The following is a 20,532-nucleotide window of genomic DNA, read 5'->3' as shown; positions in this document are numbered from 1 at the left end:
CACCCGGTGCGCCGTTGCACGCCCCGTGCCGACACACAAACACGCACCAAGCGGGCAAGCCCGCACCAGACGACGCACGCACGGTGCGCAGCCCACGCACCACGGGCCTCCCGTCCGCCGCACGGTGCGGACTCCGACACCCGGTGCGCCGTTGCACGCCCCGTGCCGACACACAACCGCGCACCAAGCGGGCAAGCCCGCACCGGACGACGACGCACGCACGATGCGCAGCCCACGCACCACGCGCCGGCGAGCTTCGCCCGGACGGACGGGAGGCCCGTGGCGGTGTCGCCACGGGCCTCCCGTCCGTCATCGGCTCACGATCGCGAGCCGCTGGTGTCAGCGGACGTCGCGGGTCGCCTCGGCGAAGTCGGCGTCGAGCGCGGTCGCCATCCGGGCCACGCCCTCGGCGAGCTGCGCGCGGACCGCGTCGCGGTCGGCGTCGAGCCGCTCCAGCTGCGCCGTCACGTCGTCGACGAACGTCGGCTCGAGTGCTGCTTCGATCGGCTTCGAGAACTCCTGCTGGCCCATCTGCTCGAAGAACAGCCGGCCCTTGTCGACGTAGTAGAGCACCGCGGCGGGGACGCCGGCGATGGTCGCGACGATCGCGGAGTGCAGCCGGCTCGCCAGGAACAGGCGGCTGCAGGACATCAGGCCCGCGTACTCGGACGGTGAGAACTCGTCGGCCTCGACCACGTGGGTGCGGTCCGCGTGCCGCATGAGGGCGATGACCTCGCGGGCGAAGGCGGCGTCGCCCTCCGACGCCTCCATGTGCATCGGGTAGAACACGACGTCGGCGTCCCAGCGGTCGATGACGCGGTCGGCCAGGTCGGCGACGGCCTGGCGGTAGGTGACGAGCTTGTCGCTGTCGACGCCGGTCTGCCGGAAGCGCTTCGGCAGGAAGCGGAACGGGATCCAGCCGCTGCGCTTGTAGTGGAACCAGCGGCGGACGCCGAAGCCGATCGAACCCTCGAGGCGCTCGGCGGTCAGTCCGGTGGTGCGCTCGAGCCGTTCGAGCACGTCGGCGTCGGGCGTCGTGACGGTCCCGACGACGGCCGGGTCGAACGACGACACGATCGGCGTGCGGACGCCCCACGCCAGGAGCTTCTCGCGGGACTCGTCGTCGCGGACGGCGAACGAGCGGCTCAGGTCGACGGTGGCGCGGATCAGGCGCTTGCTGACGCCGGCGGTGGTCGGACCGATGCCCTGGAAGGCGCCGATCAGGTTCTTGTTCACCGCGCGGACGAGCAGCATCTTGCCGAACCAGTACACGAGGCCGAGCTTGTTCGTGTAGTCCTTGAGGATCTCGCCGCCGCCCCACAGTACGACGTCGGCGCTGCGCGCGGCACGCAGCAGGGCGAACAGGTCGCCGATGCCGGTGCTGTACGGCGAGACCGGCAGGAACCGGATCCCGAACCAGGCGGCGTCCCGCTCGGGGTACTGCGACAGGGAGACGATCTCGGCGTCCGGCCACCGCCTGCGGACCAGCTCGACGTTGCCGGCGAGGATCGCCCGGTCCCCGCGGTTGTGGGGCGAATCGCTATTGTGGATCAGAACGCGCACGGGTGGAGAGCCTACCGGACCGTCCCCCGCGACCCCCGGAAAGGCACGATGTCCCGCCCCACCCCCTCCGCCCGTCCCCGCCTGCTCGTCCTCGGCTCGACGTTCCCGGCCCGTCCGGACGACGGCGTGCCGGCGTTCGTGCTCGACCTCGCGCACCAAGAGGCGCTCGAGTTCGACACGATGGTGCTCACGCCGCGGGTCCCGGGCGGTGCCACCACCGAACGCATCGGCGACGTCGGCGTCCGGCGGTTCCCGTACTTCCCGAAGGCGTTCGAGGACCTGGCCGACGGCGCGATCCTCGACAACCTCAAGGAACGCCGGTCGCGCATCGTGCAGGTGCCGGCCCTGGTGCTCGCGCAGTGGTTCGCGATCCGCCGCGTGGTCCGCTCCGCGAAGCCCGACGTCATCCACGCGCACTGGGCGATCCCGCAGGCGCTCGTCGCGACGCTGGCGGCCCCTGGTGTCCCCATCGTCGTCACGACGCACGGCGGGGACATCTACGCGCTCCGTGCCGCTCCCCTGGTCCGCCTGAAGCGCTGGGTGTTCGGCCGCTCGGCGCACGTCACCACCGTGAACTCCGAGATGCGGGAGCGGCTGACCGAGTGGGGCGTGCCCGAGGCGCGGTCGACCGTGATCCCGATGGGCGTCGACCTCGGCCCGGCCCGTGACACCCGCGCCCGCGTCCCCGCGCAGGAGAACCACGTCGTGGCGGTCGGCCGGCTCGTCGAGAAGAAGGGCTTCGGCAACCTGATCGAGGCGCTCCGCGGCCTCGGCGACGACGTGCCGTGGCGACTCACCGTCGTCGGTGACGGTCCGTACCGGGCACAGCTCGAGCAGCAGGCCGCCGGACTGCCCGTGACGTTCCTGGGCCAGCGCGGGCGCACCGAGGTGCTCGAGACCCTGGCTGCGGCCACCGTCGTGGCGGTGCCGTCGATCCCCGCGGCGAACGGCGACCAAGAGGGACTGCCCGTCACCCTGCTCGAGGCCGCTGCCGTCGGTGCCGCGATCGTCGCGAGCGACCTGCCCGGCATCCGCGACGTCGTGCAGGACGACGTGTCCGGGGTCCTCGTGCCCCCCGGTGACGTCGCCGCGCTGCGGACAGCACTGCAGCGCGTGCTCACCGACGACGCCGCACGGGCGCGCTACCAGGAGCAGGCCGTGGTGTCGGCGGCGGAGTTCTCCACCGAACGGATCGGCGAGCGCTACCGGTCGGTGCTGCGCGCGGCCATCGCGTAGGCCACCAGCATCCCGGCGGCGCAGACGACCGCCGCCGCGAACGCGACCACGACGACGGCGCCGGAGTGCCCGACGAGCTCGGAGCCCTCGAACCGGACGAGCGACCACGTCGGCACGACGGCCGCGGCACCCCACACCAGCACGAGCCACGTCGCCGCACGACGCCAGGCGAGGAAGCCCGCCGCCATCGCGAACGCGATCGGCAGCAGCACCGTGAGCGTGTACCGGTTGAGCGGTGCGCCGCCCCCGGCGGTGTAGCGGATCTCGACGACGACGAACAGCAGCGTGACCACGACGAGCATCGCGACGACGAGGCGGCGCGGCCACCGGTCGTCGTCGGTAGGTGCCCAGGGGCGCAGGCGCCGCAGCACGAGGGCCGCGACGAACAGCAGCACCGGGACGAGCAGCAGCACCCACGGCAGCGGGCTCGCGATCGGCAACGAGCCGCGGTACAGGGCGAAGAGCTGCCGCCAGAAGCCGAGCATCGAGACGACCTCGGCCTCGGAGTAGTGCGGCCGCGGGGTGTACCCGGGCCAGGCGGTCGGCCGACCGCTGAACGAGCCGGTCAGGGCCTGGTTCCGCAGCCAGAACCACCCGGAGGCGGCCGCGGCGGCGAGCACCGGGACCGCCGCGACGACGACGCGGGCCCAGACACCGCGGAGCCTGCCGAACCGGACCGTGCGGGCCAGTGCGAACGCGACGACGATCGCCACGAGCCACAGGGCGAACGACAGGCGGGTGGTCGTGCCGGCCGCCGCCACGAGCGCTCCGCCCACGGCGAGCCCCGGTCCCACGCCGGACCGGAGCGCTGCACCGGCGACGCCGCACGCCAGCGCACAGGTCAACGCTGCGAGCGAGTCGTTGTACACGACACCGCCCTGCACCACGAGGACGCTCGTCGACGCGATCACGACGGCCACGGTGCCCGGGAGCCGCACGACCCCGGGGAAGCACCTGGCCGCAGCCCACGCGGCGACCGGCACGATCGCGGCGACGAACACGGCGTTCGCCAGACGGCCGAGCACCACGGCCTGCACCGGGTGCCCGGCGTCGACGAGCGGGCCCATCACCGGGGCGAGCAGCATGTAGTAGAGCGGCGGGTGCTGTGCGACCCACTGGACGGGCGGTGTCCCGCCGAAGCCCGGACGGAACCGGATGCCGTCGGACAGGACCGGCAGCTGGCCGTGCCAGACGCGCAGGACGTAGTCGACGTGGGCCGACTCGTCGACGCTCGCGAGCGGCATCGACGAGAACGTCCGCGCCACCGACGCCGTCAGGACGAGCAGGGTGGCGGCGAGCACGACCGGGGTCGCCCAGTCGCGCCCGCGGAGTCTCCCGGCGGGACGCAGCACGCCGGAGGACAGCCGCCGGAGCCGGTCCGCGACGATCGGCGTCAGCGCCCCATGCCGCGGTACGTGAAGCCAGCGGCGGTCCAGGCGTCGCGGTCGAGGCAGTTGCGGCCGTCGACGACGACCGGGCTCGACACCAGGGACGCCACCGTGGTCGCGTCGAGCTCGCGGAACTCGGTCCACTCGGTCAGCACCAGGACCAGGTCGGCGCCGGACAGCGCGTCCGCCGCCGTCTCGACGAAGTCGAGCTCCGGGTGCACGCGACGCGCGGTGACGACGGCCTCGGGGTCGTAGGCGGACACGGTGGCACCGAGCTCGTGCAGGCGCGCAGCGATGTCGAGGGCGGGCGAGTCACGGACGTCGTCCGAGTTCGGCTTGAAGGCCAGACCGAGGACCGCGACGCGCTTGCCGCTGACGACCCCGCCGAGCAGCTCCTGCGCCAGCTCGACGACGTGCGCACGACGACGCAGGTTCGTGGCGTCGACGTCGGCCAGGAACGCCAGGGACTCCCCGACGCCGAGCTCGTTCGCCCGGGCCTGGAACGCCCGGATGTCCTTGGGCAGGCAGCCGCCGCCGAAGCCGAGGCCGGCGTTGAGGAACTTGCGGCCGATGCGGGCGTCGTGGCCGATGGCGTCGGCGAGCGCGGTGACGTCGGCGCCGGCGACCTCGGCGATCTCGGCCATCGAGTTGATGAACGAGATCTTCGTGGCGAGGAACGCGTTCGCGCTGATCTTGACGAGCTCGGCGGTGGGCAGGTTGACGACGAGCCGGGGGGTGCCGGACGCGAGCGCCTCGGCGTAGACCTCGTCGAGGGCGTCGACGGCGGCCTGCCCGGCGTCACCGTCCGGCACGCCGTAGACGAAGCGGTCCGGGCTGATGGTGTCCTGCACGGCGAAGCCCTCACGCAGGAACTCGGGGTTCCAGACGAGCGTCGCCCCGGGCACCGCCTCGGACACCTCGGCGGCGAGGCGAGCGGCGGTGCCGACCGGGACGGTCGACTTGCCGACGACGAACTCACCGGCCGACAGGTACGGAGTGAGCGCGGCGACCGCGGCGTTCACGTAGGTCATGTCCGCGGCACCGGTCGGGCTCTGCGGGGTTCCGACGGCGAGGAAGTGCACGCGGGCACCGGCGACCTCGGCCATGTCGGTGGTGAAGCGGATCCGGCCGGAGGCGAGCGCCTCGGTCAGGATCTCCGGGAGCCCGGGTTCGAAGAAGGGGGCTTCGCCGGCAGCGAGCCGCTCGATCTTCGCCGGGTCGACGTCGACGGCGACGACCTCGTGTCCGAGCTTGGCCATGGAGGCGGCGTGCACGGCACCGAGGTACCCGCAGCCGATGACAGAGATACGCACGACGAAGAAGGTACCGGTTTCTCGTGGGAGTTCCAGCACCCCGGTACCCAGGGTGTCGCAGCGGCGTCAGGCGCGGACGTCGCCCCACGGCGGTCGGTCCGGGCCGCCGACGATCTCGTCCCAGTCCGGCTCGCGGTGCCGCCGCCGGGCCTCGTACGCCTCGACCAGGTCGTGCAGGACGGCCACCACGAGGTCGGCGTGCGGGACATCCGCGAGCACCACGGCGGGGTCGTCGCCCGGGAACACCAGGACGTCACCGGAGCGGAACACGCCCTGGAGCCCGCGCCGGCGCACCGTCACGTCGTACCCGCGGGAGTGCAGGAGTTCCTGCCGGGTACGGGTGCCGAGCCCGTGCACGACGACGAGCCGCCGGGTCGTGACGACGTACCGCTCGGACATCCAGCGGAAGAGCGGCACGGCGCCGCCGAACACCACGAGCACCACGACGAGTCCTGCGACGACGGCGTTCAGCCACGCCAGCTGCGCCTGGAACACCCCGAACCCGAACCCGCCGGCGACCACGACCAGCACGACGAACACCGCCGGGCGCACGAGCCGACGAGCGTGCGGTCGCAGGCGAGCGACGACGCGTTCGGGCGGCGGCTCGGCGGTCATGCCGTCATGCATACCGCAGGTGGGTGACGTCCCCCACGGCGACGCCCCTGGAGTCACCCGCTCGATCCCGGATCGTGATGCGGCCCTCGTCGTCGATGCCGGTGGCGTCGGCCTCTTCCACGGTGCCGTCGGGCAGCTCGAGGCGGATGCGGCGACCGATCGTGCCGCACGCGGCGCGGACGTGGGACCGGACCGACTCGGCGGCGGGACCACCGGCGACCAGGCCGGCCACGGCCTCCAGGACGGCTGCCCGGAAGGCGGACAGGACCGCGTCGGCCAACGCGGAGGCGTCGTCGACCGCGCCCGCCACGAGCAGGGACGTCGACGTCGGGGTCGGCAGGCGGTCGGCAGGGATCGTGAGGTTCACGCCGGCGCCGACCACGATGCTGCGGTCGGAGGCGACCTGGCAGAGGATGCCGCACACCTTGTCGCCCGCGACCTGGACGTCGTTCGGCCACTTGACGGCGACGTCGGCGCCGGCGGGCAGCACCCGTGCGATCGCGTCACGCATGGCGGCACCCGCGACGAGGGGCAGCCAGCCACGGTCGTGGTCGGCGAGGGAGGCGCGCACGAGCAGGCTCGCGGCCAGCGCCTCGCCCGCCGGTGCGCTCCACGTGCGGTCGAGGCGCCCCCGGCCCGCGGTCTGGTGGAGCGTCGCGACCACACTGCCGTGCTGCTGCTCGGGTGCCACGGCGAGCAGGTCGGCGTTGGTGGAGCCGGTCTCGTCGGGGACGGTGAGGGTCGCGCCCGTCGACCGGACCGCTTCGCTGGTGGCGGGGAACGACGACGACGGGGATGTGGACATGCACGCAAATGTACGGGCAGGAACCGTGGGGGTCCTCCAACCGGCCCCGACGTCGCCGCCGGTAGGGTGAGCGGGTGACTTCAGGAGACACCCCCGATCTCTCGACGACGGCAGGCCGGCTGGCCGACCTCCGCGAGCGGTACCACGAGGCCGTGACCGCTGCGGGCGAGTCCGCGATCGCCAAGCAGCACGCCAAGGGCAAGGGCACCGCGCGCGAACGCATCGAGCAGCTGCTCGACGAGAACTCCTTCGTGGAGTTCGACGAGTTCGTCCGCCACCGCACCACCTCGTTCGGCATGGACGCCAAGCGCCCCTACGGCGACGCGGTCGTCACCGGCGTCGGCACGATCCACGGCCGCAACGTCGCCGTGTACGCGCAGGACTTCACCGTCTTCGGCGGCTCGCTCGGCGAGGTCGCCGGCGAGAAGATCATCAAGGTGATGCAGCACGCGCTGAAGACGGGCGTGCCGATCATCGGCATCCTCGACTCCGGCGGGGCCCGGATCCAGGAGGGCGTGGTCGCGCTCGGCAAGTACGGCGAGATCTTCCGCCTCAACACCCAGGCGTCCGGCGTCATCCCGCAGCTGTCGATCATCATGGGCCCGGCGGCCGGCGGCGCGGTGTACTCCCCCGCCCTCACCGACTTCGTGATCATGGTCGACAAGACCAGCCACATGTTCGTCACCGGCCCCGACGTCATCAAGACCGTCACCGGCGAGGACGTCGGCTTCGAGGAGCTCGGCGGCGCGCAGACCCACAACGCGGTCTCCGGCGTGGCCCACTACCTGGCCGAGGACGAGACCGACGCGCTCGACTACGCCCGCTCGCTCATCGGGTTCCTGCCGGACAACAACCTGTCCGACGCCCCCGCCTACGACGTCGCCCCGGAGCTCGAGACCACCGACGCCGACCACGAGCTCGACCTCGTGATCCCGGACTCGACGAACCAGCCGTACGACGTCACGACGATCATCGAGCACGTCGTCGACGACGGCGAGTTCCTCGAGGTCCAGCCGCTCTTCGCGCCGAACATCCTGATCGGCTTCGGCCGGGTCGAGGGCCGCACCGTCGGCATCATCGCGAACCAGCCGCAGGCCATGGCCGGCACGCTGAACATCGACGCCGGCGAGAAGGCAGCCCGCTTCGTGCGGTTCTGCGACGCGTTCGGCATCCCGATCCTGACCCTGGTCGACGTGCCCGGCTACCTGCCCGGCACCGACCAGGAGTGGACCGGGGTCATCCGCCGCGGCGCGAAGCTCCTGTACGCCTACGCCGAGGCCACCGTCCCGCTCGTCACCGTCATCACGCGCAAGGCCTACGGCGGCGCGTACATCGTGATGGGGTCGAAGCAGCTCGGCGCGGACATCAACCTGGCCTGGCCGACCGCCGAGATCGCCGTCATGGGTGGTCAGGGCGCCGTCAACATCCTGTACCGCGCCGAGATCAAGCGCGCCGAGGAGTCCGGCGAGGACGTCGCAGCGGTCCGCACGAAGCTCGCGAACGAGTACACCTACAACGTCGCGTCGCCGTACCTGGCGGCCGAGCGCGGTGAGCTCGACGGCATCATCCAGCCGCACGCCACCCGCGTCTCGGTCATCAAGGCCCTGCGTGCCCTGCGCGGCAAGCGTGCGACGCTGCCGCCCAAGAAGCACGGGAACATCCCACTCTGATGGGTGCGCACTGATGGGTCGTCACGCAGCACCGGTCCCCTCGGACGAGCCCGCCTCGGTGGCCGACGTCCGGGTGGTCGCCGGTGAGCCCACCCCCGAGGAGCTCGCAGCGGTCGTCGCCGTGCTGCAGCGTCAGGCCGACGAGGCCGCAGCGGCCGGTCGCGCCGAGGTCGTCGACGAGCCGCGCACCGGGTGGCAGGCCTCGGCCCGCGGCCTGCGTCGCCCGCTCGACCACGGTCCCGGCGCCTGGGGCCGTTCGCTCCGCTGACGGACCTTGACCTCGCTGTACCCCTGGTGTCCCCGACCCGGCGGACGTTGCAGGCTGCACTTCCCGGTCGGCATCCCCTCGCACGGGGGACACGAAACGCCGAAGAGGACCGGAAATGCCGAATTTGTCCCCCATAATGACGACTGACACAGGGGTTGTGGGTTGGCATAGTTACTGGTGTTCGGTGTCCTTCAACGAAGAACATCGCAGGTCGGTGGCCGACTAGGGTACGACGCCACCGCCCGCTGCGAGGCAGGGCGACATTCGGGTTGTCGCTCAGCCTCGGGTCGTGAACGGGCCGGTCGGATACGACCGGCCCGTTCCCCGTTTCCGGGGCGTGCGCGCGCGCACCCCGTTCGCGACGCTCCACGCGTCGAACGACTCGTGTGTTGTCGGAACGGTCGCGTCAGCCGTCGGCGCCAGCCCGGCGCGACCACGGTGCGGCCGGGAGGCCCGTGGTGGCGCCGCCACGCGCCTCCCGGCCGCCACGCCCCGCGTCCACTGCCGCGCGCGCCACTTTCGCGACATTCCACGCGTCGATCACCTCGTGGAATGTCGAAACATGCGTACGCACCGCATGCGTGCGCATGTTCCGACATTCCGCGCGTCGATCACCTCGTGGTCCGTCGGAAGATGCGCACGCACCGGGTGCCAGCTCGAGCGGGCGCAGCGCGCCTCAGGCGGGCTCGTGCCGCGGGATCTCGAGCCAGAGGGCCACGGAGTCGTCCTCGTCGCCGTCGTCGTCCTCCATGCCCGCTCCGAGGGCGGCGGACTCGCTCGCGGCCGTGTCGAGCTTGAGCCCGACGACCGTCACCGCGGAGTCGGACCCCTCGCTGACGGTGCGGACGATGACGTTGTCGGCCTCGCGGGCCTGGCGGAGCGCCTCGGCGATGCGGGCGTGGATGCGGCGGACGTCGTCGACCTCGAGCTCGTCGAGACCGCCGTCGTCGTGCAGCTGCACCGTCGCACCCCGGCGGCGCAGGCGCATGACCTCGTCGCGGACGTCCTCGGACAGCAGGGAGCGGCCGCGGATCTCGTCGCGGATGGCCTGCTCGAGGTGCAGGCACTCGGCCCGGTCCGCGTCGTCGAGGTCACCGCACGAGTCGATGATCCGCTGCAGCATCGGCAGGGCCATCCGCGTGGTCTGGCTCAGGCGGAACTGCCGCTCGAAGACGTGGGCGTCCTGCGCCGCCTGCCAGTCGGCGGTCTCCTGTTCGGCGCGCATGAGCTCGCGGGTGTTCCGGATGGCGCGGTTCATGGCGATGGCGAACACCGTGGCGATCGCGACCCAGGCCACGCTGCCGAGCACCCCGAGTGTGCCGAGCGCATCGAGACCGGCCCAGGCGACCGTGTACACGGCGAGGAACAGGACCCCGGCCCAGGCGAACGGGCCGCGTCCCCGCACGACGAGCACGACCATCAGGGTGCCGACGGCGGCGATCCACCACGTGGCGGACCCCGGGCCCTTCGCCAGGTCGACGACCGGCGCCGCGACGAGCGGCATCATGATCGCGGTTGCGAGCGAGAAGCACGCCGTCCAGACCGGCAGGACCTTGCCGGGCACGAACAACGCGGTGCCGGTGGCCGCCGCGTAGAGGACCATGCAGGCGATCACGGGGCCGACGTCGTGCACGCGCTGCAGCGACGCGACGGCGAGGACCAGGTGGTAGACGGAGAACAACGACGCCAGGCCGAGCGCGATGCTCGCGGGCAAGGAGACCTTCACGCTGCGGCTCCCGTCGTCGTGGGCGTCGCGGGCGACCAGGTCAGTTCGATGCGCGTGCCCTCGCCCGGGGCGGTGTGCACCTCGGCGCGGCCGTCGACGGAGGCGACGCGCTCGATGATCGACCGCCGCACCCCGAGTCGTTCGGACGGGATCGTCGCGACCTCGAACCCGCGACCGTCGTCACCGACCTCGATGTGCACGCCGTCGTCGTGCTGCTCGACGCGGACCCACCGGGCGACGTCGGGCCCACCGGCGTGCTGGACGCTGTTGACGGCCGCCTGCAGTGCTGCTGACGCGAGGGCGTCGGCGACCGACGCCGGCAGCCGGACCGACCCGGACGGGGCAGGGACGAGCCGGACGGGCGCCGCGAGGGCACCGATCGCCTCGCCGATGCGGGTGCGGAGGTCGGCGAGCGTGACCGGGGTGTCGTCGTCCGGGCCGTCGGCCGCTGCGGCCTCGAGGTGGTCGATGGCGTTCCGTGCCATGCGGGCGGCGAGGGTCTTCGCCTCGAGCGTGTCGGCCCGCGCGGCGGAGAGCAGGGTCGTCAGCACACTGTCGTGCACGATCGCGTCGACCTGCACGCGCTCCACCTCGACCGCGTGCTCGCGGATGGCGTGCGAGTACCGGCGGACCGCGGTCGACTGCGCCGTGTCGACCGACGAAGCAGCACGGCGCAGGACCACGGCGATGACGAGCACCGCACCGCTGAGCAGCGCCGTGTAGACGCCGTCGAGCAGCGCACGGACGAGCCCGGCGTCGCCGCCGACCGGGGTGAGCCGGAGGACGACGTAGATCGCCGGCACCAGTGCGGTGTAGATCGTGGCCCGCCAGGTGGCGAAGCCCATGGCCGCCGCGGTCGAGCCGACGGTGCAGAACCACCACGGCCACGGCTGCTGCGTGGACGGGATCGAGTCCTGCACGGTGAGCGGCCACGTGGTCAACGCGACCAGGAAGAGCAGCGCGCACAGGATCTGCGCGAACTGCGCCACCCGCGGCACGAACGCCGAGACCCCGACCAGGACGAACGACGCCCCGAGCGCGATCGCGACGACCGGGCCCCAGAACGGGTCGAGGTACGGCAGCTGGGCGAGGACCGCCGGGGTGTCGACGATGCCGAGGCCGACCGCGGTCATCGCCAGCAGGATCGCGAAGGCACGCTCCACCGACGCCTGCGTGATCGACGCGCGGACGCTGCGCGACGGGTCGGCGCCGAACGGCGCGCCGTCACCGAAGCCGACCGGGTCGCCACCGGGAGCACGGCCCGAGCCTGCTGGGACGCGGCCGGCATGGCCAGACGCCGCACCAGTGCCGCCCGACCCACGGCCGAACCACCGACCGGTCCCCCGACCGGTCCCCGGGCCGCTCCCCCGGCGCGACGCCGGCTCAGCCGCGCTCGCCATCGTGTTCAGCGACCGTCGCCGTCGGGGTCGATGCCCGAGTCGAGCCCGGGGAGGATGCCGTCCTCGACCGCCCGTCGCAGGAGGTCGACCTTCGTCGGGGCCGGGCGACCGACCTCGACGTACTTCACGCGGATGCGGTCGAGGTACTCACGAGCCGTGGAGTACCCGATGCCGAGTTGCTGCGCCGCCAGCTTGAGCGGCAGGCCCGAGGCGTACAGGTGCAGGATCTCGCGCTCGCGCCGGCCGAGCTGGGCCTTCGCGAAGTCGCGGTCGGCGTCGATGGCGCTCGCCCACTCGAGGTTGTTCAGCACGTCACCACGCGCGACGGTGGCGACGGCTGCCATCACCGTCTTCGTGGCGGACGACTTCGGGATGACACCGGCAGCCCCTGCTGCGAGTGCCTCACGGACGTTGGCGACGCGGTCCGCGATGGAGTGCACGAGCACGGCGGAGCCGGTCCCCTGCACGCCCTTGACGTTCTCGGTGACGGTCGAGCCGTCACCGAGGGACAGGTCGAGGACGACGACGTCGACCTCGCGCCCGTCGAGGTTCTGGACGTACTCGGGCACGCTCGCGGCGGTGAGCACCACCTCGAAGCCCTCGTTCTGGCACGCCGCCTGGATCCCGAGTCGCACGGACTCGTGGTCGTCCACGATCGCGACCCGGACCGGCCTGGTGGCCGTGCCCGACGTCTCGGCTGCGGTTGTCGTTCCTGCTCCCACTGTGGCCTCTCGTTCCGATGTGCGTCCCCGGCCCCTGAAACCGGATCGCCATCAGCGCCCAGGATACCCAGGCTGGACTCAGGTCCGGGGAAACCGGACGCGCCACGCGGACGAAACCGCCCGGTTGCCCGTCAGCGCGCGGGCGTCAGGCGTGCCACGGCCTCCATGTGGTGGGTGTGCGGGAACAGGTCGAACGCCCGCAGCGCCTCGAGCTTGTACCCCAGGTCGGCGAACGTCGCGACGTCGCGGGCGAGCGCGACGGGGTCGCAGGCGACGTAGACGACCTGCGACGGGTGCAGTGCCGCGATCTGCTCGACGACCTGACGACCGGCACCGGCGCGCGGCGGGTCGAGGACGATCGTGCCGGCGCGGAACCGGTCCTTCTCGGCGCGCGAGGCGTTCGCCACCGTGGTCGCGAGCCAGCGGTCGACCCGGCCGGTCTCGGCGCGCGCACCGAGCCACTCGGCGAGGTTCTCCTGCGCGTGCTCGGTCGCGCGTGCGGCGCTCTCGACGCTCGTGAGGCGCGCCTTCGGGCCGACGAGGTCGCCGAGTGCGGCGGCGAGCAGGCCGACGCCGCCGTACAGGTCCAGGTGGGTGCCCTCGGGGTCGAGCCGGTCGCGGTCGACCAGGTCCTGCACGGCCTCGGTGAGCACCGACGCCGCGGCACGGTGCACCTGCCAGAAGCCGTTGTCGTCCACCGCGAAGGTGCGCTCCCCCACGACCTCGGTCACCACGGTGGGCTTCTGCTCGTCGATGACGAGGCGCGCCCCCTCGGAGCCACTCGGTGCCAGCACGTCGATGACCGACGAGCCGGGCATCACGCCACGGCCGAGCGGCGCGCTCTCCTGCACGGCGTCGTTCGCGAGCGGCAGGCTGGTGACGGGGATGACGGAGTGCGAGCGCGCGGCGAACGGGCCGGCGGTGCCGTGCTCGTCGACGTGCAGCCGGACCCGGGTGCGCCAGCCGAGGCCGTTCGCGGCGTCGTCACCGGGTGCGGCCTCGACGACGACGTCCGATCCCAGGACCTCCGTCAGGTCGGTGTGCGCGAAGCGCGAGAACGAGTCGACGAGCACGTCGTGCTTCAGCGTGCGCTGGTGTGCGAGGGCGATGTGGCCGAACTCGGCACCGCCCGGGCGCGTCTCGGGGTCGCGGTCGAGCGCGGCCTCGGCCCAGACGTGGTCGACGCGGTGCTCGCTCGCGGTGACGACACTGACGGTGTCGGCGCGCCAGAACGACTTCTTCCGGTCCTCGGTCACCCGGGCGACGACGCGCTCCCCGGGGATCGCGTCCGTGACGAAGACCACCCGGCCTTCGTGCCGTGCCACCGAGATGCCGCCGTGGGCGATCCCGGTGACGTCGAGTTCGAGCAGCGTTCCGACGGATTCACCCATGGTTCGATGGTCCCATGCGTCTGTACCTCGCGAGTACATCCCCCGCCCGCCGAGCACTCCTCGCCCAGTCCGGGATGGAGCCCGTGCTCGTGTCGCCCGGGGTCGACGAGGACGCCGCGGCGTCCGCGGCCGCCGCCGCGCTCGGCCGTGACCTGACCGGCCCGGAGCTCGTGTCGCTGCTGGCCGTCGCCAAGGCGTCGGCCGTCGCGGACGCCGACGTCGCCGGGTCGCCGGTCGACGGCTTCGTGTTCGGCGGCGACTCCGCCTTCGAGGTCGACGGGCGCCTGTACGGCAAGCCGCACGACCCGTCGGTGGCCCGGGAGCGCTGGCGGCAGATGCTCGCCGCCGGCGGCGGGACGCTGTGGAGTGGGCACTGCGTGATCGATCGACGACGCGACGACCGGCGCCGCGACCTGGACCCGGCCACGGGGCGGACGGGAGGCCCGGATGCGGCCCGCCCCGCGCCTCCCGTCCGCAGCCTGGTGACGTCTCCTGCCGGCGTGCCGGAGCTGGGTGACGTCGCGCCCGGCGGGTCGGCCCTGGCCGCCGGTGGCGACCGCGTGGTCGCCGTCGACAGCGCCGTGCTGACGTTCGCCGACGACCTGTCCGCCGAGGAGATCGACGCGTACGTGGCGACGGGCGAGCCACTCGAGGTCGCGGGGGCGTTCACCATCGACGGGCGGGCGGCGGCGTACATCTCGCGCATCGACGGGGCACCGTCGGCGGTGGTCGGGCTGTCCCTGCCGGTGCTGCGGTCGATGCTGCTCCGCGGCTTCGGCGTCCGCTGGCACGAGTTCTGGTCACTGTAGACATCCGCACTTGTTCGGCACGGTTCTTTGTGGGTGCCAGTCAATTCGTGCTCCCGTTGCACGAATACGCTGATGTCTCATGCCCCGTATCAGCAAGGTCCTCATCGCGAACCGCGGCGAGATCGCCGTCCGCATCATCCGCGCGGCCCGCGACGCAGGCAAGGCATCGGTCGCCGTCTACGCCGACCAGGACCGTGACGCCCTGCACGCCCGCCTCGCCGACGAGGCCTACGCGCTGAACGGCACCACGAGCGCCGACACCTACCTCGTCATCGACAAGATCATCTCGGTCGCCCGACGGTCCGGCGCAGACGCCGTGCACCCGGGCTACGGGTTCCTTGCCGAGAACGCCGACTTCGCCCGTGCCGTCATCGACGCCGGACTGACCTGGATCGGCCCGTCGCCGGACTCGATCGAGCGCCTCGGTGACAAGGTCTCCGCGCGCCACGTGGCCGAGAAGGTCGGCGCGCCGCTCGCGCCCGGCACCATCGAGCCCGTCAAGGACGCCTCCGAGGTCATCGCGTTCGCCGACGAGGTCGGCCTGCCGGTCGCCATCAAGGCGGCCTTCGGCGGCGGTGGCCGTGGCCTGAAGGTCGCACGGACGCGCGACGAGGTCGCCTCGCAGTTCGAGTCGGCGACGCGTGAAGCCATCGCGGCGTTCGGTCGGGGCGAGTGCTTCGTCGAGAAGTACCTCGACAAGCCGCGCCACGTCGAGACCCAGTGCCTGGCGGACGAGCACGGCAACGTCGTCGTCGTGTCGACGCGTGACTGCTCGCTGCAGCGCCGGCACCAGAAGCTCGTCGAGGAAGCACCCGCGCCGTACCTGACGGACGCGCAGCAGGAGCGACTGTACGAGTCGTCGAAGGCGATCCTGCGCGAGGTCGGCTACGTCGGTGCCGGCACCTGCGAGTTCCTGATCGGCGCCGACGGCACGGTGTCGTTCCTCGAGGTCAACACCCGCCTGCAGGTCGAGCACTGCGTGTCCGAAGAGGTCACCGGCATCGACCTGGTGCGCGAGCAGTTCCGCATCGCCGAGGGCGGGGTGCTCGACTACTCCGACCCGACGCCCCGCGGGCACTCGTTCGAGTTCCGCATCAACGGCGAGGACCCGGGCCGCAACTTCTTCCCCGCGCCCGGCCCCGTGCACGCGTTCAACGCGCCGTCCGGCCCCGGCGTCCGCGTCGACTCCGGCGTCGTGAGCGGCGACGTCGTGTCCGGTTCGTTCGACTCCATGCTCGCGAAGCTCATCGTCACCGGTGCCACCCGCGCCGAGGCGTTGGAGCGCTCGCGTCGTGCACTGGCCGAGTTCGAGGTCACCGGCCTGCCGACCGTGCTCCCCTTCCACCGTGCGGTCGTGTCGGACCCGGCGTTCGCGACGGATGACTCCTCGCCGTTCTCCGTGTACACGCAGTGGATCGAGACCGACTTCGTCAACGAGATCCCGGCGTGGAGCGGTTCTCCGGAAGAACTGCCGGCGCCGGCTTCGCGCGACTCGGTCGTCGTCGAGGTGCAGGGCAAGCGCATCGAGGTCACCATGCCGTCGATCGTCGGTGGCGGTGCCGCCGCCGGTGTCGCCGGTCGTCGTCCGGCCGGTCCCTCCGCTCCCCCGAAGCGCCGCTCGTCGGCGGTCAAGGGCGGCATCGCGAAGTCCGGCGGGTCCGTCGCGTCGCCGATGCAGGCGACCGTCGTGAAGCTCGCGGTCGCCGAGGGTGACACCGTGGTGAAGGGCGATCTGCTCGTCGTGCTCGAGGCCATGAAGATGGAGCAGCCCGTGCAGGCCCACAAGGACGGCGTCGTCACCGGGCTGAACGCCCCGGTCGGCCAGACGGTCTCGTCCGGTCACGTGCTGCTCGAGCTGGCGTAGGCGCGCGGCGTCGCGGGCCGTCGCGGGCCGTCGGCTCGGGTTGCGCCCCGCTGCGGTCATCGCGCCCCGACTCTTCGGGGCGCGATGACCGTCAGAGGGCGCGGCTCGCAGCATGACGCCAGGCAGTACCCCAGTTCGGACCGAGCGGCACCCCGGCGTCGTGCAGGATACGTGGGAGCTGCCCCGCGGGCATCGCGTCCGACCACATCACCCGTGCGAAGCCGTTGACCCCACGGCGGCGGCGGAGACGGTCCTCACGGCGCTTCTCGTCGACCAGGGCGTCTGCCGCTGTGCGTCCTCGCCGCGGGTCGTCGTACTTCACCCGGCCGTCGAACTCGACGATCACCCCGGCTTCCGCGAACCACAGGTCCACCCGGTCGTGCAGCAGGCCGTCGTGCCGGAACTCCTGCTGCAGTACCGGGTCCGGTGCGCCGAGCACGTGCGCACCCCACCGTGTGATGCTCTCCCCCGGTGACTCGGCGAGCGGATCCGCGTACTCGACCAGTTCCCGTGCGCGTCGATGCCCGCGAGCACGGCGACTGCCGAGCGCTTCGAGGATCGTCGCCCGCTCGACGCCGCGCCGCAGGACCGCGTCGAGCACGACGATGGCACGCCACGGGTGTTCGCGAAGGGCGACGTCGACCGCGGTTTCGGTCAACGTCGTGACGGGTACACCGTCGACCTCGACGGAGGACGGTCGCCGGCCGGCGCTGCCGATGCGCTGGATGCTCTGCTTGACCTGGCCCCGGTCCCGAGAAGGGTCGGTCACCGTGACACGTTCGCCGAACGCCCCGATCCACGGCAGTCCGAGCACGGCGACCGCTGACCGGTGCGACACCACGACGGAGCCCGTCCCGCCGGCGAGCACACTCCGCACGAGCATGCGATGTCGTTCGCGTTCCGTCATCGAGGCCCACTCGCCCGACCCGATGTACGTGCCACGGTGCACCCGGACGAGGGCGCCGGCATCCGCTGCGCGACGGATCGCCGACGCACGACCGGGGTCCTGCGCGAGGCCGACGGTCGAGATGGGTTCGTGTTCCATGCTCCGATGATCGCGACGCCCGGTCCGTCGCGAGCGGGGTCTGCGCGATCTGTGGACAGGCCACGGGGCAGCGCACCCGCTTGCAGGCATCGCGCCCCGAAGAGTCGGGGCGCGATGCCCGCAGCGGGGCGCAACACGAACGAGCGGAGCGCTACCGGGGCGCGACGCGAACGAGGGGGCGGCGGACGGCGGCGCTACGAGACCAAGGGGCGGACGGACTCCGCGAGGGCGTCGACGAGGCGCTGGGCCTCGGCGGGGGTCTCGGCGACGGTGTCGATGTAGACCTTGACCTTGGGCTCGGTGCCGCTCGGTCGGACGATCACGCGCGCGTCACCGGTCAGGTCGTACCGCAGGATGTCCGACGGTGGGAAGCCCTCCACCCCGTCGACGTAGTCCGTCACGGTGCGGACCTCCAGCCCGCCGAGCGACGACGGCGGCGCGGACCGGAGCGAGGCCATGATCTCGCCGATGCGGGACAGGTCGTCCACGCGGGTCGCGACCTGTCCCGACGCGAACGCCCCGAACTCGGCGGCGAAGGCGTCGAGCTGCCCGGCGATCGACGATCCGGCACCGGCCAGGTCCGACGCCAACGACAGCAGCGACAGTGCCGCCGAGATGCCGTCCTTGTCGCGCACGACCGACGGGTCAACCAGGTAGCCGAGAGCTTCTTCGTACCCGAAGAGCAGCCCGGGGACCCGGGAGACCCACTTGAAGCCGGTCAGGGTGTCGCGGTACTCCAGACCGTGGCGGGCGGCGACGCGGGCCAGCGCCGGCGACGAGACGATCGACGCTGCGAGGGTGCCCGTGGCGCCGGTCTCCGACGCACGGACGGCAGCCTGCCACCCGAGCAGCCACCCGACCTCGTTGCCGGACAGGCGGCGGTAGGTCGGGTCCCCGGAGTCGGAGACCGCCGGGATCGCGAGCGCGAGCCGGTCGGCGTCGGGGTCGTTCGCGATGACGAGGTCAGCGCCGACGGCGAGCCCGCGGGCGATCGCGAGGTCCATCGCGCCGGGTTCCTCGGGGTTCGGGAACGACACGGTCGGGAACGCACCGTCCGGCTCGATCTGCTCCGGCACGACCGCGGGCGACGCGAACCCGGCGGCGGCGAACACCGCGCGTGCGGTCTCCCACCCGACACCGTGCATCGCCGTGTAGACGACCTTCGGCTGCTCCTGCGGCGCCAGGGTCGGGGTCGGCACGATGGCGGCGGTGGCGGCCACGTAGGCGTCGAGCAGCGCGGACGACGCGACGGTGTAGTCGGTGCCCCGGGGCAGGTCCGTGATCGACCCCGCCGCGACGGCGTCGATGGCGTCCGCGATTCGGCCGTCGACCGGCGGCACGATCTGCGACCCGTCGTCGTCCTGTCCGAGGTAGACCTTGTACCCGTTGTCGCGGGGCGGGTTGTGGCTCGCGGTGACCATCACCCCGGCGCCGACGTCGAGGTGCCGCACGGCGAACGCGAGCACCGGCGTGGGCAGGGCGACCGGCAGCAGCGTGACCTCGAGCCCGAGGCCGCGCATGACCTCGGCGGAGTCGCGTGCGAAGACGTCGGAGTTCACCCGGCCGTCGTAGCCGATCACGACGCTGCGCGACCGGCCCGTGTCGATCAGGAAGCGTGCGAGACCGGCAGCGGCCTGCGACACGACGACCCGGTTCATGCGGAGCGGGCCGTAGCCGAGCTCGGCGCGGAGTCCGGCGGTGCCGAACTGCAGCCGGCCGCCGAACCGCGCGGCCAGGGCCTGCACGGCCGGACCGGAGCCGTCGGACGCGGCCTCGATCGCGGCGGTCAGCTCGTCGCGGGTCTGCGGATCCGGGTCCTGCGCGAGCCAGGACCGAGCGGTCCCGAGCACGTGGTCGAGGTCGATCTTCACGACGCCGGCTGCCCGAGGGCGGTCACCACGCGGGCGAGCAGGTCCGCGATCACGGGCTCGGCCTGCTTGCCGGCCTCGAGTACCTCGGTGTGCGACAGCGGCGTCTTCTGGATGCCGGCGGCGAGGTTCGTGATGAGCGAGAACCCGAGGACCTCCATGCCGGCCTGTCGGGCGGCGATGGCCTCGAGTGCAGTTGACATGCCGACGATGTGTCCGCCGATGGCCTTGGCCATCTGGACCTCTGCCGGGGTCTCGTAGTGCGGGCCGCGGAACTGCGTGTAGACGCCCTCGTCCAGGGACGGGTCGACCGACCGCGCCACGTCACGCAGCCGGGACGAGTACAGGTCGGTGAGGTCGATGAACGTCGCGCCCTCGAGCGGGCTGTCGGCGGTCAGGTTGATGTGGTCGCTGATGAGCACGGGCGTGCCGGGCGTCCAGTGCTCCTTGATGCCACCGGCACCGTTCGTCAGCACCATCACCGTGGCACCCGCGGCCGCGGCGGTGCGGACGCTGTGCACGACCCGGCGGACACCGTGGCCCTCGTAGTAGTGCGTGCGTGCGCCGATGACGAGCGCGTGGCGGCCGTCGGCGAGGCGGATCGACCGGATGGTGCCGGAGTGCCCGGGCACGGCCGAGGCGCTGAACCCCGGGACCTGGTCCGCCGGGATCTCGGACACGGTCTCACCGATGATGTCGGCGGCCTTGCCCCAGCCCGAGCCGAGGGTCAGGGCGATGTCGTGCCGCTCGATGCCTGACTTCGCGGCGATGACGGCGGCGGCGTCCCGCGCGACCTCGAACGGGTCGGCAGCGGGGTCGTTCAGCGGGTTCTCGGTGCTCATGCCCCAA

17 protein-coding genes are annotated in these 20,532 nt (G+C 72.4%); 5 read left to right on the top strand and 12 right to left on the bottom strand.

The window, feature by feature from the left end:
* Positions 1 to 339: 339 nt before the first annotated feature.
* On the bottom strand, positions 340 to 1,563 hold the full coding sequence (locus EDF28_RS13995) for a polysaccharide pyruvyl transferase family protein (RefSeq protein ID WP_185094247.1): 1,224 nt from the start codon (positions 1,561 to 1,563) through the stop codon (positions 340 to 342).
* 48 nt (positions 1,564 to 1,611) lie between these two features.
* On the opposite strand from EDF28_RS13995, the gene EDF28_RS13990 reads away from it, so the two are divergent.
* Positions 1,612 to 2,799, top strand: a complete 1,188-nt coding sequence (locus tag EDF28_RS13990) for a glycosyltransferase family 4 protein (protein ID WP_123938700.1) — start codon at positions 1,612 to 1,614, stop codon at positions 2,797 to 2,799.
* On the opposite strand, the gene EDF28_RS13985 is transcribed toward EDF28_RS13990, so the two are convergent.
* The 4 genes from EDF28_RS13985 to EDF28_RS13970 form a co-directional block, all read right to left on the bottom strand.
* The gene (locus EDF28_RS13985) at positions 2,766 to 4,151 is read right to left on the bottom strand and encodes a hypothetical protein (protein ID WP_123938699.1); all 1,386 of its coding nucleotides are present in this window, start codon (positions 4,149 to 4,151) and stop codon (positions 2,766 to 2,768) included. The two genes, EDF28_RS13990 and EDF28_RS13985, sit on opposite strands and share 34 nt — an antisense overlap.
* Before the next feature lie 41 nt (positions 4,152 to 4,192).
* Positions 4,193 to 5,500 (bottom strand): UDP-glucose/GDP-mannose dehydrogenase family protein, encoded by a 1,308-nt coding sequence (locus EDF28_RS13980; RefSeq protein WP_123938698.1) that lies wholly within the window; start codon positions 5,498 to 5,500, stop codon positions 4,193 to 4,195.
* Positions 5,501 to 5,566: 66 nt separating this feature from the next.
* Positions 5,567 to 6,115 carry a PH domain-containing protein gene (locus EDF28_RS13975; protein ID WP_123292200.1) on the bottom strand — a complete coding sequence of 183 codons (549 nt, stop codon included), beginning with the start codon at positions 6,113 to 6,115 and terminating at the stop codon, positions 5,567 to 5,569.
* A 4-nt stretch (positions 6,116 to 6,119) separates the two neighbouring features.
* Positions 6,120 to 6,920, bottom strand: coding sequence for a biotin--[acetyl-CoA-carboxylase] ligase (locus tag EDF28_RS13970; protein WP_123938696.1), 801 nt, complete (start codon positions 6,918 to 6,920; stop codon positions 6,120 to 6,122).
* 74 nt (positions 6,921 to 6,994) lie between these two features.
* Here EDF28_RS13970 and EDF28_RS13965 point away from each other — a divergent pair, with 74 nt between their 5' ends.
* Entirely contained in the window at positions 6,995 to 8,590 is a 1,596-nt protein-coding gene (locus tag EDF28_RS13965) for an acyl-CoA carboxylase subunit beta (protein WP_123292198.1), read from the top strand.
* Positions 8,591 to 8,603: 13 nt separating this feature from the next.
* Positions 8,604 to 8,858, top strand: coding sequence for an acyl-CoA carboxylase subunit epsilon (locus EDF28_RS13960; protein ID WP_123938695.1), 255 nt, complete (start codon positions 8,604 to 8,606; stop codon positions 8,856 to 8,858).
* Between the two features lie 676 nt (positions 8,859 to 9,534).
* Here EDF28_RS13960 and EDF28_RS13955 read toward each other — a convergent pair.
* The 4 genes from EDF28_RS13955 to EDF28_RS13940 all read right to left on the bottom strand — a co-directional run bounded on the left by EDF28_RS13955 (position 9,535) and on the right by EDF28_RS13940 (position 14,097).
* Entirely contained in the window at positions 9,535 to 10,584 is a 1,050-nt protein-coding gene (locus EDF28_RS13955; protein ID WP_123292196.1) for a hypothetical protein, read from the bottom strand.
* Positions 10,581 to 11,984, bottom strand: a complete 1,404-nt coding sequence (locus EDF28_RS13950; protein WP_123938694.1) for a sensor histidine kinase — start codon at positions 11,982 to 11,984, stop codon at positions 10,581 to 10,583. Before EDF28_RS13950 ends, EDF28_RS13955 begins: the two co-directional genes overlap by 4 nt.
* A gap of 5 nt (positions 11,985 to 11,989) precedes the next feature.
* On the bottom strand, positions 11,990 to 12,706 hold the full coding sequence (locus tag EDF28_RS13945; protein ID WP_111086608.1) for a response regulator transcription factor: 717 nt from the start codon (positions 12,704 to 12,706) through the stop codon (positions 11,990 to 11,992).
* 131 nt (positions 12,707 to 12,837) lie between these two features.
* Positions 12,838 to 14,097, bottom strand: a complete 1,260-nt coding sequence (locus EDF28_RS13940) for a class I SAM-dependent RNA methyltransferase (protein WP_123938693.1) — start codon at positions 14,095 to 14,097, stop codon at positions 12,838 to 12,840.
* A gap of 14 nt (positions 14,098 to 14,111) precedes the next feature.
* Here EDF28_RS13940 and EDF28_RS13935 point away from each other — a divergent pair, with 14 nt between their 5' ends.
* The gene (locus EDF28_RS13935) at positions 14,112 to 14,906 is read left to right on the top strand and encodes a nucleoside triphosphate pyrophosphatase (protein WP_123938692.1); all 795 of its coding nucleotides are present in this window, start codon (positions 14,112 to 14,114) and stop codon (positions 14,904 to 14,906) included.
* A gap of 79 nt (positions 14,907 to 14,985) precedes the next feature.
* A complete protein-coding gene (locus EDF28_RS13930) occupies positions 14,986 to 16,770 on the top strand; it encodes a biotin carboxylase N-terminal domain-containing protein (RefSeq protein WP_111086611.1) in 1,785 nt (594 codons plus the stop codon).
* Between the two features lie 91 nt (positions 16,771 to 16,861).
* Here EDF28_RS13930 and EDF28_RS13925 read toward each other — a convergent pair whose 3' ends face one another.
* The 3 genes from EDF28_RS13925 to EDF28_RS13915 all read right to left on the bottom strand — a co-directional run bounded on the left by EDF28_RS13925 (position 16,862) and on the right by EDF28_RS13915 (position 20,525).
* Entirely contained in the window at positions 16,862 to 17,815 is a 954-nt protein-coding gene (locus EDF28_RS13925; RefSeq protein WP_123938691.1) for a hypothetical protein, read from the bottom strand.
* A 194-nt stretch (positions 17,816 to 18,009) separates the two neighbouring features.
* A complete protein-coding gene (locus tag EDF28_RS13920) occupies positions 18,010 to 19,686 on the bottom strand; it encodes a phospho-sugar mutase (RefSeq protein WP_123938690.1) in 1,677 nt (558 codons plus the stop codon).
* Positions 19,683 to 20,525, bottom strand: a complete 843-nt coding sequence (locus EDF28_RS13915; protein WP_123938689.1) for a purine-nucleoside phosphorylase — start codon at positions 20,523 to 20,525, stop codon at positions 19,683 to 19,685. Before EDF28_RS13915 ends, EDF28_RS13920 begins: the two co-directional genes overlap by 4 nt.
* Positions 20,526 to 20,532 lie beyond the last annotated feature (7 nt).

The organism is Curtobacterium sp. PhB137, assembly GCF_003814955.1.
Taxonomy (GTDB): domain Bacteria; phylum Actinomycetota; class Actinomycetes; order Actinomycetales; family Microbacteriaceae; genus Curtobacterium.
This window is presented reverse-complemented; position numbering and strand designations above follow the sequence as displayed.

Coding starts and splice junctions, on each gene's coding strand:
- EDF28_RS13990 (WP_123938700.1), top strand. CDS start 1,612: ATGTCCCGCCCCACCCCCTCCGCCCGTCCCCGCCTGCTCGTCCTCGGC.
- EDF28_RS13975 (WP_123292200.1), bottom strand. CDS start 6,115: ATGACCGCCGAGCCGCCGCCCGAACGCGTCGTCGCTCGCCTGCGACCG.
- EDF28_RS13970 (WP_123938696.1), bottom strand. CDS start 6,920: ATGTCCACATCCCCGTCGTCGTCGTTCCCCGCCACCAGCGAAGCGGTC.
- EDF28_RS13960 (WP_123938695.1), top strand. CDS start 8,604: ATGGGTCGTCACGCAGCACCGGTCCCCTCGGACGAGCCCGCCTCGGTG.
- EDF28_RS13950 (WP_123938694.1), bottom strand. CDS start 11,984: ATGGCGAGCGCGGCTGAGCCGGCGTCGCGCCGGGGGAGCGGCCCGGGG.
- EDF28_RS13940 (WP_123938693.1), bottom strand. CDS start 14,097: ATGGGTGAATCCGTCGGAACGCTGCTCGAACTCGACGTCACCGGGATC.
- EDF28_RS13935 (WP_123938692.1), top strand. CDS start 14,112: ATGCGTCTGTACCTCGCGAGTACATCCCCCGCCCGCCGAGCACTCCTC.
- EDF28_RS13930 (WP_111086611.1), top strand. CDS start 14,986: ATGCCCCGTATCAGCAAGGTCCTCATCGCGAACCGCGGCGAGATCGCC.
- EDF28_RS13925 (WP_123938691.1), bottom strand. CDS start 17,815: ATGGAACACGAACCCATCTCGACCGTCGGCCTCGCGCAGGACCCCGGT.
- EDF28_RS13915 (WP_123938689.1), bottom strand. CDS start 20,525: ATGAGCACCGAGAACCCGCTGAACGACCCCGCTGCCGACCCGTTCGAG.